This window comes from Bacillus sp. N5-665 (assembly GCF_022637375.2).
Taxonomy (GTDB): domain Bacteria; phylum Bacillota; class Bacilli; order Bacillales; family Bacillaceae_G; genus Bacillus_A; species Bacillus_A wiedmannii.
The window spans coordinates 1,873,885-1,891,895 of the sequence record NZ_CP093325.1 but is presented as its reverse complement, the minus strand read 5'-3'; the positions used below and the strand labels follow the sequence as shown (position 1 = coordinate 1,891,895).

14 protein-coding genes are annotated in these 18,011 nt (G+C 36.2%); 4 read left to right on the top strand and 10 right to left on the bottom strand.

Features of this window, described 5'->3' with window-relative positions:
* Positions 1–2 precede the first annotated feature (2 nt).
* The 4 genes from fdhD to fdhF form a co-directional block, all read right to left on the bottom strand.
* Positions 3–800, bottom strand: coding sequence for a formate dehydrogenase accessory sulfurtransferase FdhD (gene fdhD, locus MNO09_RS12250; RefSeq protein WP_000802678.1), 798 nt, complete (start codon positions 798–800; stop codon positions 3–5).
* A 16-nt stretch (positions 801–816) separates the two neighbouring features.
* The gene (locus MNO09_RS12245) at positions 817–1,161 is read right to left on the bottom strand and encodes a Na-translocating system protein MpsC family protein (RefSeq protein WP_000039582.1); all 345 of its coding nucleotides are present in this window, start codon (positions 1,159–1,161) and stop codon (positions 817–819) included.
* Between the two features lie 115 nt (positions 1,162–1,276).
* Positions 1,277–1,759, bottom strand: a complete 483-nt coding sequence (locus MNO09_RS12240) for a helical membrane plugin domain-containing protein (RefSeq protein WP_000729895.1) — start codon at positions 1,757–1,759, stop codon at positions 1,277–1,279.
* Positions 1,760–1,771: 12 nt separating this feature from the next.
* Positions 1,772–4,711, bottom strand: coding sequence for a formate dehydrogenase subunit alpha (gene fdhF / locus MNO09_RS12235; protein ID WP_001063658.1), 2,940 nt, complete (start codon positions 4,709–4,711; stop codon positions 1,772–1,774).
* Between the two features lie 295 nt (positions 4,712–5,006).
* Between fdhF and MNO09_RS12230 the strand changes: the two genes are divergently transcribed.
* Genes MNO09_RS12230 through MNO09_RS12220 form a run of 3 tightly spaced genes read left to right on the top strand, consistent with a single transcriptional unit; the run spans position 5,007 to position 8,776 of the window.
* Entirely contained in the window at positions 5,007–6,545 is a 1,539-nt protein-coding gene (locus tag MNO09_RS12230) for a spore germination protein (RefSeq protein WP_000528999.1), read from the top strand.
* Positions 6,542–7,639, top strand: a complete 1,098-nt coding sequence (locus tag MNO09_RS12225; RefSeq protein ID WP_000166512.1) for an endospore germination permease — start codon at positions 6,542–6,544, stop codon at positions 7,637–7,639. The genes MNO09_RS12230 and MNO09_RS12225 overlap by 4 nt, the downstream gene beginning before the upstream one ends.
* On the top strand, positions 7,640–8,776 hold the full coding sequence (locus MNO09_RS12220; RefSeq protein WP_001252182.1) for a Ger(x)C family spore germination protein: 1,137 nt from the start codon (positions 7,640–7,642) through the stop codon (positions 8,774–8,776).
* A 68-nt stretch (positions 8,777–8,844) separates the two neighbouring features.
* On the opposite strand, the gene MNO09_RS12215 is transcribed toward MNO09_RS12220, so the two are convergent.
* The 6 genes from MNO09_RS12215 to MNO09_RS12190 form a co-directional block, all read right to left on the bottom strand.
* A complete protein-coding gene (locus MNO09_RS12215) occupies positions 8,845–10,227 on the bottom strand; it encodes an amino acid permease (RefSeq protein WP_000054731.1) in 1,383 nt (460 codons plus the stop codon).
* A gap of 492 nt (positions 10,228–10,719) precedes the next feature.
* Positions 10,720–10,860, bottom strand: coding sequence for a hypothetical protein (locus tag MNO09_RS12210; protein WP_001116184.1), 141 nt, complete (start codon positions 10,858–10,860; stop codon positions 10,720–10,722).
* A gap of 57 nt (positions 10,861–10,917) precedes the next feature.
* A complete protein-coding gene (locus MNO09_RS12205) occupies positions 10,918–14,280 on the bottom strand; it encodes a tubulin-like doman-containing protein (protein ID WP_000175132.1) in 3,363 nt (1,120 codons plus the stop codon).
* Positions 14,281–14,354: 74 nt separating this feature from the next.
* Entirely contained in the window at positions 14,355–16,454 is a 2,100-nt protein-coding gene (locus MNO09_RS12200; RefSeq protein ID WP_000702094.1) for a vWA domain-containing protein, read from the bottom strand.
* A 256-nt stretch (positions 16,455–16,710) separates the two neighbouring features.
* The gene (locus MNO09_RS12195; protein ID WP_000693979.1) at positions 16,711–17,049 is read right to left on the bottom strand and encodes a VOC family protein; all 339 of its coding nucleotides are present in this window, start codon (positions 17,047–17,049) and stop codon (positions 16,711–16,713) included.
* A 71-nt stretch (positions 17,050–17,120) separates the two neighbouring features.
* Positions 17,121–17,456, bottom strand: a complete 336-nt coding sequence (locus tag MNO09_RS12190) for a hypothetical protein (protein WP_000842880.1) — start codon at positions 17,454–17,456, stop codon at positions 17,121–17,123.
* A gap of 134 nt (positions 17,457–17,590) precedes the next feature.
* On the opposite strand from MNO09_RS12190, the gene MNO09_RS12185 reads away from it, so the two are divergent.
* Positions 17,591–17,974, top strand: coding sequence for a hypothetical protein (locus tag MNO09_RS12185; RefSeq protein ID WP_000554974.1), 384 nt, complete (start codon positions 17,591–17,593; stop codon positions 17,972–17,974).
* The last annotated feature ends 37 nt before the right edge of the window (positions 17,975–18,011 follow it).

Sequence of the window (18,011 nt, the reverse complement as noted above, 5' to 3'; positions counted from 1 at the left end):
ACTTATTTTATATTTATAACACGCTCTGGATGCGTATATACATTTAAGGATTGATTCCGAATAAACCCTATCGTAGTAATACCTAATTCTTCTGCTAGCTGCAAAGCCAACTCGGTTGGAGCTGATTTTGACAATATAATTTCACAACCGATCTTTGCAACTTTCAATAATATTTCCGAAGAAATACGACCACTAAAAACAATAATTTTATCTTTTATAGAAATATTATTTTTTAAACAATAACCGTAAATTTTATCTAACGCATTATGTCTACCGATATCCATTCGGCTTAAAATAATACCATTCACATCGCACAAAGATGCATTATGAACGCCGCCTGTATGACGAAATGTCTCCGCAGATTGCTGCATTTCTTTCATTAACCGAAAACAGTCCTCTACATCAACCTTTACATGGATACCATTCATTTTTTTAGCGCTTAGTGCATCATTTGCAAAAACAAACCCTTGTCTACTCATACCACAACAGGAAGTAATATATCGTTTATTTTGCATTTGTTCATAATACGGATTTACTTTTGTCGTTGTTACATGTACAAATCCTTCTTTTTCCTGTACCCATATGTCATCAATATCTTCATACTTCCGAATGATTCCTTCAGATGCCAAGAACCCGATTACCATGTCTTCTATATATTCTGGAGTACTAACCATTGTAACAAACTCCTGTCCGTTCATTTTGATCGTGACTGGAAACTCTGTTACAATGCTGTCCTCTATATGCTTAAACGCCCCTTGTTCATAACGGAAGATTTCTCTTTCTACCTGTATCGGTTTCACGATCAGTATCCTTCTCTCACGTTATATTTTTATCAAAAACAAATACCGAAACTGCAATATCCTCTTCTACTTTCATATCTGAAAATAAATTCACTAATTTCGCTCCAACAAGTTCCTCCAAATGTTCACGGGAATTCGCAGCATACACTTCTTGAATCATTTTCGTTCTAGCCATATGAACCATTTCCGCACCGTCCATCGTACTTGAAATGAATTTTTCAGTAGGTGTTAAGTTTCCATAAAGGGTTGCAATCGCCATATTTTCAGCAAATACAGTATGAATTCTTTCTGGCCCTTTTCCGAAAAGTTCTTTTCGAAGTTTTCGTATCATATCATTAAATTCATGTACTTTTTTTGACATACAATTATACCTCCCAAAAGCCTCATTTTATTTTATTATATATTTTACCAAAATGATCCTTCCGCCCAAACTATTTCGTACAAACATTTGGGCGAAAAGGTTCACTTCATGAAGTTTATTCGTCTTTTAACCCTTTCCCCATACCTTTTAAGAAATGAAGTCCAAACCCGATAGCACGGTTAATGTCTGGGTCTTTCAATACTTTCATAAGATCGAATACCCCTACTTTTTTGTTACTCTCTAGATGTTCATTACCTTCTTCTAATCCTACTAATAAGCTACCTATAAGCTTTTTCGTAAGCCCCGGATCAAGTTCTGTTAAAGCACCCGCAGCACCCATCATATTATTAATTAAATTTGTAACAGGCTCACGAGTCACTTGGCCAAGAACAATCTTTGCGATTGGTTCTTTCGCCTTTAACATAGAATTTGCAGCTTCTAGCATTCCGATGTCATTTAATTCCCCAACAATATTAAACATTTGATTTAAAGCTTCTTCATTATTAGCTAGGAGCTCTTTTAAATCATCTAATTTTTGCTGTTTTATTTCTTCCTCAGTTAATTCTTGTTTTTGAATCATTTTTATAGGTGCAGCCATATTTTTCTCCTCCTACTTATCCGTTAAATGCACATACCCTGGACGTGCCCACTTACGATTTACCTCAATACCAGCTTGAGGATGACGTTTTTTGTTACGCGGGTTCGCTTTTGGCATCGGATTTGCGCCATCAACTTCTAGCACTTCCATACGCACTTTCGTTTGTTTATAAGCAGGTGTGTTGGTACGTACGTCCACAGCAGGACCTGTTAAGAAATTAATTGCTGTTTCATTATCTGTAGAGTTCATCGGTAAATATAACTCATTCGCTTTTACACGGTCTGTTACAAGTGCACGTAATTTTAGTGCTCCAAAAGGAGAGACAAGGCGAACTAATGAACCTGTTTTCACTCCACGTTCTTTTGCAAGTGCTGGAGAAACTTCAACAAACACACCAGGTACTTTCGTTTGAATACCTGTTGATTTATTTGTCATATTCCCTTCATGGAAATGTTCAAGCATACGACCGTTATTAATGTGAAGATCGAACTCCGCTGGGAATTCAGCTGGACGTACCCAGTCAGCAATTGCAAAACGAGCTTTTTTATCTGGGAAGTTAAATCCATCTTGGAACAGAAGTGGTGTATTCGTTCCATCAAAACTTCCCCAATGGAAACTATTCCATCCTTCAAGTACTTCATAATTTGCTTGTGAGAATAGTGGTGATAAACTTGCCATTTCAGCAAAAATTTCACTTGGATGGCTATAATTCCAGTTTGCACCTAATTTATTCGCAATCTCCTGCACAATCCACCAATCTGGCTTCGCATCTCCAAGCGTAGGAAGAACTTGATACAATCTTTGTACACGACGCTCTGTATTTGTGAAAGTACCTTCTTTCTCAAGAGACGGTGCTGCCGGTAATACAACATCTGCATATTGAGCAGTTTTAGATAAGAAAACGTCTTGCACAACGAAGAAATCAAGGCTTGATAACACTTCATGTACGTGGTTCGCATTAGAGTCTACAAGAGCCATATCCTCTCCGACAAGATACATAGCTTTCATTTTCCCTTCATCAATTGCGTGAAGCATTTCAATATTATTAAGACCTGGTTCACTATTAATTTTCACTCCGTAAGCCATTTCAAATTTCGCACGTTCCATATCGTTAGTAACGTGCTGATATCCAGGAAGCCATCCTGGTAAAGTACCCATATCACAAGCACCTTGTACGTTATTATGGCCTCGAAGTGGATATGCACCAGCACCTGGACGACGATAATTACCTGTTGCAAGCAGTAAGTTTGAAATCGCAGCGGAAGTATCCGATCCACCTGTATTTTGCGTTACTCCCATACCCCAAAGGATACATGTACCATCTGCATCACGAATCATTTCAGCCATTTGAATAAGTGCTTCTTTTGAAATACCAGTCATTTCTTCTGCATATTCAAGTGTATATTCTTTCAGACTCTCTTTGAAATCTTCAAAGAAGTTTACATTCTCATCAATAAATCGTTGATCGTGCCAGTCTTGGTCAATCATATATTTCGTAACAGCCATTAACCATACTTGATCTGTTCCTTGTTTTGGACTAATAAAGATGTCTGAACGCTCTGCCATTTCTGTTTTACGAAGATCAGCCACAATTAATTTTTGTCCGTGTAATTTATGCGCACGTTTAATACGTGTAGCTAAAACAGGATGACCTTCTGTCGGATTACAACCTACAATAATAACAAGACCGGATTTTGCGATATCTTTAATCGTTCCAGCATCTCCACCCATACCAATTGTACGGAATAATCCGTCCGTCGCTGGTGATTGACAATAACGTGAGCAGTTATCAATATTATTCGTTTCAAATACTTGTCGAGCTAATTTTTGAATAACATAATTGTCTTCATTCGTAATTTTAGATGAAGAAATAAAACCGATAGCATCTTTACCGTATTCTTCTTTAATAAATCCTAATTTACTTGCAACTACATTTAGTGCTTCTTCCCATGTAGATTCAACAAACGCTCCATTTTTACGAATTAAAGGTTTCGTAATCCGTTCCTTAGAATTTACGAAATCCCAACCGAATTTTCCTTTTACACAAGTAGAAATTGCGTTAACTGGCGCATCAGAAGAAGGCTGTACTTTAAGAATTTTACGCCCTTTCGTCCACACTTCAAATGAACAACCTACACCACAAAATGTACATACTGTTTTCGTTTTCTTCGTACGAGTATCACGCATGGCCGCTTCCACTTCTGATACCGCAAAAATTCCGCTATATCCAGGCTCAACTTCTTTAATTAAATCTACCATCGGTTCAAGAATATCTGGTTTTAATCCCGTCATAAATCCAGCTTCACCGAGCATCGTTTTCTCCATTAAAGCATTACAAGGGCAAATGGTTACACATTGACCACAGCTCACGCATGAAGAATCATTAATATTTACTCCTTCATCCCAAATAACTCGTGGGCGTTCCGCTTCCCAGTCTATTGATAACGTTTCATTTACTTGTAAGTTTTGACATACCTCAACACATTGACCGCATGCAATACATTGATTAGGATCGTAGCGATAAAACGGATGCGTCATATCAACTTCACTTGCATCTACTTTTGGTTCATAAGGATATTTTTGATGTTCAATCTCCATTAATTCTGCTGTATTATGCAGTTTACAGTTCCCATTGTTGTTGTCACATACTGTACAGTATAATAAATGATTTTCTAGTAACCGATCCATTGCCTCTGTTTGTGCTTCTTTGGCATGAGCAGAATTACGTTCAATGTTCATACCTTCTGTCACTACTGCCGAACAAGAGCGCACTAACTTTCCGTCAACCTCTACAATACAAGTGTCACATGTTTGAATAGGATCTACTTCTGGCACGTAACAAATTTGCGGATGTTCAATCCCGTTCTCATTAATAACACCCAATATCGTTGAACCAGGCTCCGCTGTATACTTTTTTCCGTCAATTGTAATATGAACCATGTTGTTATTCATGGTCTTTCCCCCTTTTTGAGAATAAAAAAACTCCACCACGAAAATATACGCACCACATTTCGGCACGTTATTATCATGGTGGAGTAGTTTATTAGCACATCTTGCTAAAATACCAATCCATTTATTCATAAATAAAACGATAGATTCATAACAGGTCATATCACGATTCCATCTTTAACACTATAATTATAGCGTTAAAGCTAAAAATATACAATATAAAATTTAAACTACGCATATGTCCGCATGGAACTATCCATAATAACCCATATAAACATAACAAGGAGTAAGCGAACAAATGGGGCCTTTTAATAAATGGATACGTGGTGAAAAATATTTTTCTGCACAAGAGCAAGCTGATCACATATTAAATAAATCTATCTCTTCTTCTCTTTCCCTTAATCTAAAGCACTTGTCAAAACTTTTTAGCGGTATTCCAGAATTAATTACACGGACTTTCCCGTTAAAAAACGGAAAAGAAGCCGCTCTCATATATATGGAAGGACTTGTAGATAAAACTGTTATTAACATCGATATTCTTCGCCCCCTCCTCTTTAAAGAGTGGAATGAGGACAATTTTTGGGAATCTTCAGTTACAATCGGAAATGTAAAAAAAGTTCAGCAATGGTCAGATATTGAACAGTCCCTTTTACATGGTAAAAGCATTTTATTTATAAACGAACAACTTACAGCATTAGAACTAGATACGCAATCGGCGCCAAAAAGAAGTATTGAAGAACCTACAACAGAAACTGCCATAAAAAGCTCACACGAAGGATTTAATGAAGTAGCGAGCGACAGTCTTGCACTTATTCGTCGATATATTCCAAATCGCGAATTGAAAGTGAAGGAATTCACTGTTGGTGAACGAGCTACTTCAAAGGTTTTTTTGCTGTACTTAGCAGACGTTGCAAACGAAGGCGTTGTACAAGAAATGGCATGCCGCATCGAATCAATCAAAGTGGATGCCATTATTACTACCGGAGAATTAGAAGGGTTTGTTGAAGATAATTCCTATACTCTCTTTCCGCAATTATCAATAACCGAACGCCCTGATACAACGGCCCATCACATTTTGGATGGACGAATTGCTGTTGTTGTAGACCGCTCACCCGGCGTATTAATTGGACCTATGACCTTTTCATCTTTTTTTCAGACGATAGATGATTACAGCTTCCGGCCAATGATTCCATCTTTCATACGACTACTTCGTTTTACCGGACTATTTATTGCAATATTTGCTCCAGCTCTTTATATTGCTATGATTTCCTTTCATTATGAAGTGATTCCACTTAAATTATTGTTAACAATTGGAGAATCTCGAGCTAAAATTCCTTTCCCCCCTATATTAGAAGCACTTTTGATGGAATTAGTACTTGAAATGCTCCGCGAAGCTGCGGTTCGGCTTCCTGGTCCCGTTGGACAAACGATTGGAGTCGTAGGAGGGATTGTCATTGGACAAGCTGCTGTTCAAGCAGGAATAGTAAGTAATGTTATGGTTATCGTCGTATCTATTACTGCAGTCGCTTCTTTTATCATCCCTAACATGGAAATGTCAGCAGGAATTCGGCTTCTTCGCTTTCCAATGATGATAACCGCTTCTTTGTTTGGGGTCATTGGAATTATGGTCGGGATGGCAGTTATCATCATCCATATTCTTTCTATGGAATCACTTGGTGTTCCTTATGGTGGTCCTTTTTCTCCGTCATTTGCTTCGGATTTAAAAGACATTCTTGTACGGTTACCATGGAAACTAATGAAGAAACGACCACTATCCCTTAACTTAAAACAAGAGAATCGACAACGCGATATAGAAGAAACGGAGGAAGATAAGTGACAAAGCGTGCAAAGAGGGAGATTAGTTTATTTCAATACATTTTAACAATTAGTGGTGTTCAAGTAGGGTTCGGTGTCCTTACACTGCCACGTGAAGTTGCGCAAGGGGCGAATACAGATGGCTGGATGTCTATTATAATAGGATGCGCTATCACTACTTTAGTCAGTCTATGTATTGTAAAAATTATGGAAAAACATCCCGGGTATACTTTACTTGATGTGCTAACTCGTTATCTTGGGAAGTGGCTAGGAAGAGTAGGAATGATTTTTTGGATTTTATATGCTGTTCTTGCAGCTGTATCCTTAATTTTTTCCCTCTTATACGTTATTCACATTTGGATTTTACCTAGATCTCCAATGTTTTTAATCATGATGTTATTATCTATCCCAATGGTTATGCTCGCATGTAAAGGTGTTCTTATTATTAGCCGCTATGCTGTTTTTACTGTCTTATTTACACTCTGGATGCCATTGCTATTATTTATCCCACTTAAAGACGGGCATTGGGTTTATCTTCTTCCTCTCCTTAAAGAGGGATGGCTACCAGTTTTCAACACAGTAAAATCAACTATTATTGCCTTTCTCGGATTTGAGTTTGCATTTGTCCTTTATCCTTATCTCAGTAATAAATCATCTGCAAAAAAAGGAATCGTTATTGCAAATATGATTACTTTATTCGTTTACCTGCAAGTTACGTTCGTTTCTTTCGTTTATTTTAGCCCAGATGGTATAACTAAGTTTTTATGGCCCACTCTTTCTCTCGTTACACCATTTCACTTTTCATTTCTGGAACGGTTTGAAATTATCTTTTTGTCATTTTATCTCTTCATTATTTTTGATTCTTGCATTCCTTATATTTTCACTGCTTCAGATGGAATCAATCAGTTACTTAACAAAAAAGGGAGTTCATTACCTGTTTGGTTTTTATTATTCGGGTGTGTTTTCGTTTTATTTTTTTATATCCCATCCTCGTATCAAATAAGTGCATTGCGGGAATTTTGGGGAACTGCAAGTTATTTTATCGTTTTTCTATTCCCAGTCGTATTTCTCTTATACATGACACTTTATCAGCATTGGAAAAGGAGAAAAATTTAAATGAGACGCTTTATTTTCACTATATTTTGCTTTCTCATAACCTTTTTAACAGGATGTGGAGGAGATCGGCTCGACCTAGAAAAACAATCCATTTCATTAATTTACGGGTTTGACGCAAAAGCAAAAGGAAAATTAATTGTATACCACGTAAACCCTATTTTTAATGAAGATGTGGAGAAAAAATACGAAACTCATGAAGCGACAGTACATACCCCTCGAGAAGCAAAAGCAACATTTAATAGTTCAAGTAGCGGTTTAGTATCTACAGAAAAGTTACAACTCATTTTATTTAGCACGAAATTTTTAAAACAAGAAGGAGCTATGCCTTACCTTGATGTTTGGTATCGCGACCCTAAAAATACTGGAAATATGCGCATGGTTGCAGTAGACGGTCCAATCTCCTCAGTTATATATAATAATTTTAAAGATAAGCCTGCACTTCCTGAATATTTAACAGATTTAATTAATACGAACAAACTATACAATCGAACCGCGTTTACGACATTCCATGAATTCCATAGGCAAACTTTTAATAAAGGTATAACACCTGCTATCTCAGAAATAAAAAAAGGTAAAAAAGATATTCTCGTTACCGGCTCTGCATTATTAACTTCTCGCGGAATCTATAAAATGTCTTTAAATCGATATGAAAGTGCCCTTCTTCTTCTATTACAAAAGAAAGCGAATATCCCCGTTTCACTTACACTGAAAATCCCGTCTAATTCAGTTGAAAGTAATAGTCATCTAAAAGATACAGACGGCGACGATTTCGTAACAATAAATGTTCTTAGCATGAATCGTGACATTCACACAGGCTATAACGATAACCATTTCAAATTTAATATTGCAATGAATTTTAAAGTTTCCGTATCTGAACTTACATTCAACATGGATATAGACAAAGGTAGAAAGAAATTAACTTCACTTATTACAAAACAACTAAACAAAGATTTAAACAATTTAATCCACAAAATTCAAAAACAGCAACTTGATCCATTCGGGTTTGGTGATTATGCGAGAGCATTTCAATATAAAGAATGGAAAACGGTTGAAGACGATTGGCCGAGTGCCTTTTCAAAGGCTAATGTGAAAGTAGCACCTACTATTAAAATTTTAGAGAACGGGATTATTAAATAATAAAAACACGCTACCTGTTCTTATAAGTAGCGTGTTTTCATTTACATTACAATTATTATTTCAATGGACTATACTCTATTTCCATTTCTAACATTACTGTGTTTTTTAGCATATACAAAATATATAAATACACCTATTATTACCCATGCTACAAAACTAATTAACGTAAGCTGAGAGAGGTTCAAAGCTAAATATATACAACTTACTATTGAAACGATTGGTAAAAAAGGTACTAGCGGCGCACGGAATGGCCTTTTCATATTAGGATGTGTCTTTCTTAATACAATAACGGCTATAGATACAAAAACAAATGCTGTTATCGTTCCCATATTCACTAAATTAGCTAATAAATTCAAATCCACTAATCCTGCTAATAAAGCTGCAATAATACCTGTAACCCACGTATTAAAAAATGGGGTTTGTAAACGTTTATGTACACTTGAAAGTCTTTTTGGTAACAACCCATCTCGACTCATCGAATAAGATACACGAACAAATGCAAACATAGCTACTAACAGAACTGTCGTTAGCCCCGCTATCGCCCCCACCGATAACAATCCAGCAATTCTATCTTCTCCCACAATACGTAATGCATATGCAACTGGATCAGCGACATTCAACTCCGTAAACGGAACCATTCCAGTTAATACGAATGAAACACCTACGTATAGAATGGTACAAATGAACAATGAAACAAGTAGCCCAATTGGCACATTACGTTGTGGACGCTTCACTTCCTCTGCAGCTGTTGCAACTGCATCAAATCCTAAAAAAGCAAAAAATACAGTAGCAGCACCTCCTACTACACCATGAAAACCAAAAGGTAGAAATGGTTGCCAGTTCTCTGGTTTTACATATTGTGTCCCTACAACAATAAACCCTACAATAACAGCCAGTTTAATAATAACCATTATATTATTTATTCGTGCACTTTCTTTTGCACCACGACTTAATAAAAATGTAACAACTAAAATAATAAGAACTGCTGGTAAATCAATAATTCCACCCTTTCCCATACCAGGTGCCGAAGCAAATATTGTAGGGATATGAATATTAAATCCTAGTAACAATGACTGAAAATACGCTGACCATCCTGCAGCTACCGCAGAAGTCGCTAATAAGTACTCCAACATAACGCACCAACCGACTATAAATGCAAAAATCTCACCTAGTGTCATATATGTATATGAATATACACTTCCCGAAACTGGAACTGTAGAAGCAAATTCAGCATAACAGAAAGCTACACACGCACATACAATCGCCGCTAATATAAACGATAATACAATCGCTGGGCCAGCATGTTTCGCTGCTACAATACCTGTTAATACGAAAATCCCTGTACCAATAATTGCTCCAATCCCTAAAAGAGTTAAGTCAATTGCACCTAAAGTTTGATTCAATACTTTTTTCTTTTCTTCATCCATTGTTTTCTTTATTAAAAGACTCATTCATTGAAACCTCTTTTTCAAGTTTATCTCTTACTTATTGCAATCTTTATTACTGTTCTGTTTAAAAAATAAAAATATACATAATTCACTCTCCATAAACTTAATAATTTAATAAAAGACTGAAAAATCAATCTTTTTAAACTGTAGTAAATTGTAAAACAATTAATTCAGCAACACATCACTAAGAATGCTGATTGAATTTATCATATAATTAATTATATTGTCAACAATAAAATTAATTAAACAATAACGGTTAATTATGTATCAAACGTTATTTTTAAACATAATTATTTTCTTGAAAACATTGTTCCTTCTCATCTTTATATTTATATTCATTTTTTTATATTGATTTTTATACATTTTTCATTATATGAAATTTAAGAAACATCATCGTACCCTTAACTGAACTGTTATCTTCAAATAACAATTCAATTAAGGATATGGAACCATTTTAAAGCAAATAAAAAGTGCAGATTTTCATCTGCACTTTTTTTATTCTTCTACTTCAGCTTCTGCACTATTATTTTCAAGATGTTCCTTCTGAGCCTTTTCTTGTAGCTCAGCTGAAATCATTCCATAATAAATTTCTGGATACAATCCAAATATTTGATATACACTTCCTAAAAACGGCATCGGAATCCCTCTTTTCTAAAGTTGTATTGCCACTTTTAAGGATTCCCTTTTCATTCATTATACATTCGTTTTTGGCGTTTCTTCTTCATCATGAACGCTTAATAAATTTTGCCACTTTTTATAAGGAGCACTATTTGGATCAACATAACCTTTCGCGTACGAACGATCCCACAATTGTTTAATAAACATTTCTTTCTCTTTCTTTGCAACCATATCGGCACCTGTACCGTAATAGTTTTGGAAATATAACTCAATTTCATCAAGGAACAATCTTAATAATTCGTCAGAAGTTTCTTCTAACGTTGGATCATATTTCGCCTCACGGTCGTACATTAAAATCATATCTAAAATATTATGGACATGCTCTTTACGCAGCCATCTAATATCTTGAGCGCCTAATACAAACGGATGTGTATATAAATGTCCGCCTTGTATCATCGCCTTTTCTTGTTCTTCTTCAAATCTGGACAAGATGTTTTCATAAATAAATGGATTATGAAGCAATGCCCTGTGCAATTTGTAACTTTCGCTTGAAATATTTTTCCCCATCGACTGAATTAAGAAGCTACGTCCAACGCCGTTATATTGATACACGAATTGGCCATCAACAGCTACTAAACTAATCCAACGATACATATACGCATATAGAAGAGCGCGATTACATTTATCGTAATCTAACTTCGTTTGCGTTGCATTTAAGTCTGGCATGAATGCTGGTAAGTGCCAATATTTATCTAAATGCGGCGTTAAACTAGATTTTTTACTATTCAACTTGTTCACACGGCGATAGTAAGACTGAAAATAATCACCTTTATCATTCATAAATCCATTTGCAATGTGTCCAGACGAAAGCTTAGGGAAGTCTTGCAACGATAAACCGTAATGCGCACGATAACAAATGACTTCAAATGGAGAAAAAGCTTCATGTACTGTATCTTTTTCTTTAAACATTTCTTGAATTAATTCCTCTTGTAGTTCTTTCTTTAAAGATGGATGTATACCCCAATATTGTAATTCCCTATGATGGGAAACTTTCGGCACAAATGGACTAGCTAAATGGAACAAGTCTTCAATTTTTTCACGGACGTATTCATCACGATCACGCTTCTTATAATCCGCTTCTTTTCGTAACGCCTCAACGATATTCAGTTCTAATTTATCGCGATAGCGTATTTGTAATTCATCGTAGCAATAACTTAGTATGTGCTCACGATAAAAGTCTTCTACCTTTTTCGATTGAATCTCTTCTGTTTTCGCATCCCGGCAGTATTCTCCGTATAAACTCATATAAATTTCCGCAGATATATCTTTCGGTAATACACCTAAATTTAAATGTTGCTGCATATCTTGCCATATCTTTTCTTGCAACTTCTCTTCAGCTAATACGTATACATTCGTTGGATTTGTTTTCCCTTCAAATTCCTTGCTGCGTTTTTGGATTTCGAACAATAAATTTTCACGTGTTTCGTGTAAATTATCAAAAAATCTTTCCCAATATTGAATCATTTTATTAACAGCTTGATAAAGCGATTGATAAACGAGTTCTAATAGCATTTCTTTACGATACTCGTTTAATTTGTGTACGTACTGCGTTACAATATCTTCAAATTCTTTTTTAAACAAACGCTGCTGATTATTCATCATTTTTCCAAACCAGCCTTGTTGCTGTGCGATTTCTACTCGGCGAACAGCTGTTACCGTTCCATCAATATTACTCACATTAAATTTCTTATCGTAGTTTTGAATTAAATTACGCTTTTGTTCATTATTTTCATGTAGTCGATTCATTTTCTCGACTAACTGCTTTCGAATTTCATACAACATAAAACGAGCTGATACTGGATGAACAGGATCTGTTTTCTTTAAAAACCATGTATTTAATTGATAGGACTGCCCTTCAGAACCACTTGGTGAAAAACGGTCTGATTCAATCATGTCATACAATAGTGTCGTTACATGCTCATGTACGCGGCTCGGAATCGCATACGCATATAAACGAACCGCATGATCCACCCTTGCTACTTCACCTTTCATTTGCTCCATCATTTTCAGTTTCGCAGCCGAAATTTTACACTCGTGCTGCAGACGGTTTAATTCCTCATCTTTTTGCACCGTTCGCTGTACATAGCTTTCTACAGCCTCTAAAAACAGTTTAGATTTCGCCACACCCACTTTACCGCCCTCTGCTCCTTCACGCGTTTCATTGTACATTTGTCTATAGAAAATATGGGCCTGTTCTGGACGAGTAGCAAGATGTTCTAAGTCTTCTAAATAACTTTTCCCACGCTCTGGCTTTTCACGCTGCATCCCACGTTTTACATCTTGATCATATCTTTGCTTCTTCTCTTGAAACAATTGATCTAAATGAAGCCACGATTCATCCAAACCTTGCACAGCCCATTTTAAAGCACAATATTTTAACACGTGCTCATACGGATAAATAATCTTTGCCGTTCCTGCCCCGCAATATCGTCCTTTCCCGCTTGATTCTGCTAATTGCTGAATTTGATTATCTTCCTGTGCAAAATGATTTGCAGACATCGGACTAAATAACTGTAAATAAATCGTATTTGCCATTTGCTCCATATAATCTGATAAATTGTGCAGATGGTGTCCATGTAGATTTTCGTAATCGTATAGGAAACAATAATTGTACGGTAAATGATGTTGTTTAATCGTATGATTCGTTCTTCCGTCTTCATCTACTTGATCAGGTCGATATTCTAATTCAATCGTCACACCACCACGTTTTGATAATTCTCCAGTGGAACCGAGTGTAATGGCATGTAATTCTTTTAACGAGGCATAGCCGTTTGCTTGCACCGTTTCAAACTCTTTCGCACTAACCGTTCTCGTCTTAACTAAAACGTCAGGCATTAGAAACGCACCACGTATTAAAATGTTGTGATGCTGCAGTTTTTTACGAAGCATTTCACGTAAATATAATGCAATTTGTAGAAACATCCCTGAACCTGTTCCGCCCGCTAGTGATGTTACGATAATGACACGCACTCCATATTCCGTTTGATCGCTTGTAACCGGAAAAATCTTCTCGATTTCTTGCCAAAAGGATGTCAATTTATCTTCTTTCATCGCAGCAAGTAACGCTAAACGGGAAATGACGCGTAACTGTCCTGCCCCTTCTGTCAGTGGTTTATCAAGTATAGTCGGGTCCATTGGAAACCACTCTGGAATCGTTGGATCTCCCGCAATATACTCTCTTGGCGTTTTACTAGAACTCGTTTGCGTCTTAAACTTTCGAATGTGATCAAATTTACTCAATGTATTCACATCTGTATCAAATACGTGCATTGCTACCTTTTTTCGGCGCTCCTCAGGTAGCCTTTCATATATTTGATGTGTCACAGTACTACCGATTCCACCTAAACCAATTAATATCGTTGGAACTTGTAACGTCATGTGAACCACCTTCCTATTCTTGCTTGTTTGAAAAGAAGGGGAGAAAGATGAGACTCCCTCCTTTTCCCTACCTACTATTCACACTCATATTTGTAAATTTCTTTACCATACCCTCTATCAATTACTAAAAGTTCATTTGGATATAGCGTCTTATGCTCCATTCCAATCTCATCTTCTGTTATAAACATCCCATCAATAATCATTCCTACTACTTGTGACTCTTTCGCTACAAATATTGATTTCGAACCTTTCTTTGCTATAAACGTAACGGATTGCACAGTCTTTCTTTCTGCTCGGTATGGAATACCAAAATAGTGCTTCCACCATTTATTTTTAAGTAATTCTGGCTCAGATTGATATAACCAATCTTTCGCTACCTCTTGATCCCATTCGTAATACAATAGTGCTTTTCGGTGAAATCTTGGACGAACAATCCACCCTAAAACGATTATTCCTACTACTAACAATAATAAAGTGATAGGAATAACAAACTTAAAAATAAGCGCATATTTTTCATAGAACGGTGCATTTTGAATATGAAGTGATATATTTTTCTTTACTTCTTGTAATTTTGAATCTTGTATAGTGATGGTAGCTTCTACGGTGCCAGTATCTGTAAAATTGAATATGTCGGAGTAATGAGGGCGAGGATAAATATAAATTTGATTATCCTGTTGTTTTATTTCATAGTTGATTGATTGTTTAGATGTGACACCAGTAGATTTTAATAGTTTCTTTACAGCTTCTTCTGTCATCGGCTTACCATCTAACTGTGGTTGTATAATAAACGGTTTACTATTCTCTAAATTCGTTACTTTTTCTTCATAATCTTTCGTTATCGTTTGCAGTGATAATTTTGGTTTTTCCGTTACTTCGATTTTAAATTCTTTCGTCTGTCTGTAAAATCCCTTTATGTTCATATGAACTTTCCCGCGCACTAATCCTTTATCAATCTTCATTTCGTAGTAAAATACATGTTTTTTATCGTCCCACATCATCGGGTACTGTTTTCCGTCTATTTCTACTTCTGCCTGAAAATATGAAGACTGAATTGGTAATTCCGTAGGCTTCGCTTCAATAACAGCAGTAACACCTTCGTACATTTTTCCCACATTTTTTTGACTACTATCGTCTTTGTCATAAGTAGAAACAGTATAGTTAAGCGCCGGTTCAACTAGTACTTGTAGTCCTTCTTTCTCAATATCTCGATCCACCTCTATCGTATAAGTTCCTGGTTTAATAACTTCCTGATTTTCCGTACTTATATGAACTATATTTCCGAATAATTTCGCTTCTCCTGGTGCATGTATGGAATAGGAAGATTGTAATTGTAACGGTTTAGAAATTTGTGTGACCTGATAATTAGACAAAGAAGGTGATTGTCGTACAAGCGTCATACGCTTTAATGGAAATGGTGTTGTAATCTTTACTTTCTTCCCTACTACTTTCGTTTTTACAATCGATTCAACAGAAGAGAACGGATCACGATTTGCAACTAATGCTGCCACTTGATTGACGCTTTTTACAATACCATCCTCTCCACTAGATGGCATCGTAACTCCGTTTATCTCTTTCTTCCATATTTCTTTAAACGTATTTAGTTGTGCCTTTTCTTGCTGTCCTAAATCCTCTTCCATCGTAATTAAAATTGGATGTAACGATATCTTTTTTGCATCCATATCCTTCTTAAACTGTGCTAACTTCTGTGTAATTTGTTCTTTTCCGCCAACCTTATCTTTCTCTAAATCATTAAATGCCCCGTCAGTTAAGACAATAAGCCAAAATTCACGTTTTCCATCTATATCTGCTTCCTTTTTTATAGATTGCATCGCCGTTTCTACTGCGCTAAACGGAGTATTTAAATACGTTTTCCATGCTCCAATCCCCTCAATTTCTGTTTGTCTCTTATCCTTCGTTAACGAAATGTTTAATGGATCATTCGGCTTGCTCATTGGAACATAAGAGAATTTATCTTTTTCATCTAATAGCGCAACTAAACTTTGCAAAGCATAATTGGCATATTTCCAGCGATCGTTATTTCTCATGCTGCCCGAATCATCATATACAAGTGAAACGACCCTTTCCTTTGCCTCCTCTCCTTTTGCAAAAGTCCAAAAAGGATGTAACCATATAAATAGAAACAACATGAATGTGGCACAAATTCGAATTTTCATGATGAGGCTTCGCCACCTTTGTAGACAAATTCCTATGTTTAAATTTATGAGAGGAAACAAGATATATGACTTGTATTTTAGGACAACTAACACACCATAACTTTATTATGTAAATAGTTATATAAGCTGAATATGATTCCTTCTAGCGTTTTCCATCCGATACTATAAGTAAAAAAGCCTGTTTAAGCTCTACACTTAAAACAGACTTTTCCTACTTTTCATATTGAAAACACATATTAAAAAGTTTGATTTTGAACTAACACATCACTTCAATTGTAAATCCACCAGGTGCTTCCACATAAAACGTATACGCATGTGCACGTTTAGGAGCCTCAACCAAAAATCCATCTTCCTTCAATCTTTGATTTATCTTATCTACTTGTTCATTATTTTCTTGTGGAAATCCTACATGAAATGTTTTTGGATAGTGTACGTCATTCCCTTTCATTAACGTTAATATAAACCCATCGTTATCACGCATAACCGCAAAGCCATTTCCCCTTGCCCCGCTACAAGTTAAACCAAAATATTTTTCTAAAAACTCTCTAGCAGCTACTACATCTGAAACTGTTAAATTAAGATGTTTAATTTTCAAACCATCACCATCTTTCTTAATTTTCTAACATTTTATCACACAAATAAAAAACACGCCTTTCACAGCGTGTTTTATTGCTTCACATACACTTCAACAATCGGATTATCTTTATTATCCGCATGTAAGCGTAAATTCTCTTCACTTGTACTATAAATGCTAGCTAATAACATAATCGTTAACACATTAGGAGTTTTTGCATCGCTCCCGTATTTCCTTTCCAGCGCTTCCTTATATTCAAAATCCAAATCCCCCTGCACATATGTATACACTTCAAAACCATCTTCTAAATTGCAAACTACTGTATCAATAATATCTGCCCCAACTTGCTTCTTCATTTCCTTTCGCAAAGCTTCAATAAACTCTTCCCACGGTACTTCGTATATCTGAAACTGATCTGTAGATTTCATGCCTTTTCCTCCTTATATATCCTCTTACTATATTTCCCCTTTCCTATAACAATTATGATAGATAGGGCATTCATACAAGCCGCACTTGTCCCCTTTACATATCGTATTACTGTAATGGGGAAGGAGGAAAGAATATGCATAGACAAAAATGTTACGATACGTGCCAACGTTATTTCGGTAAAGTCGTTCGCATTGAAGATCGTGATGGTCGCATTCATTTAGGCAAAATAATTGATGTGACAAAAAGCTCTGTATGGATTGAACCAGTGCAACAGCGCTCATCTTTTGATACAGGATTTGGATACTATGACGCATATGCAAACGGTGGCTGTGACCTTTGTGGGGGCCTTAGCAGATGTGATAGTTGCGGATTTGGTTGTGGTGGTGGATTCAGCGGCTGTGGATGTGGCGGTCGTGGTTGCGGTAGTTGTGGCGGCTGGGGAGGCGGCGGCTGGGGCGTTGAACTCGGATTTGGTTTCATCTTCGGAATTACATTAGCTGCATTATTTTTCATTTAACATAGTAAAGAGTTGACTACCTTTAGTCAACTCTCTT

Excerpts from the sequence above, each read along its gene's own strand:
- MNO09_RS12230 (WP_000528999.1), top strand. The coding sequence starts at position 5,007 with ATGGGGCCTTTTAATAAATGGATACGTGGTGAAAAATATTTTTCTGCA.
- MNO09_RS12210 (WP_001116184.1), bottom strand. The coding sequence starts at position 10,860 with ATGCCGTTTTTAGGAAGTGTATATCAAATATTTGGATTGTATCCAGAA.
- MNO09_RS12240 (WP_000729895.1), bottom strand. The coding sequence starts at position 1,759 with ATGGCTGCACCTATAAAAATGATTCAAAAACAAGAATTAACTGAGGAA.
- MNO09_RS12205 (WP_000175132.1), bottom strand. The coding sequence starts at position 14,280 with ATGACGTTACAAGTTCCAACGATATTAATTGGTTTAGGTGGAATCGGT.
- MNO09_RS12200 (WP_000702094.1), bottom strand. The coding sequence starts at position 16,454 with ATGAAAATTCGAATTTGTGCCACATTCATGTTGTTTCTATTTATATGG.
- MNO09_RS12190 (WP_000842880.1), bottom strand. The coding sequence starts at position 17,456 with ATGAAATCTACAGATCAGTTTCAGATATACGAAGTACCGTGGGAAGAG.
- MNO09_RS12215 (WP_000054731.1), bottom strand. The coding sequence starts at position 10,227 with ATGAGTCTTTTAATAAAGAAAACAATGGATGAAGAAAAGAAAAAAGTA.
- fdhF (WP_001063658.1), bottom strand. The coding sequence starts at position 4,711 with ATGAATAACAACATGGTTCATATTACAATTGACGGAAAAAAGTATACA.
- MNO09_RS12185 (WP_000554974.1), top strand. The coding sequence starts at position 17,591 with ATGCATAGACAAAAATGTTACGATACGTGCCAACGTTATTTCGGTAAA.
- MNO09_RS12245 (WP_000039582.1), bottom strand. The coding sequence starts at position 1,161 with ATGTCAAAAAAAGTACATGAATTTAATGATATGATACGAAAACTTCGA.
- MNO09_RS12220 (WP_001252182.1), top strand. The coding sequence starts at position 7,640 with ATGAGACGCTTTATTTTCACTATATTTTGCTTTCTCATAACCTTTTTA.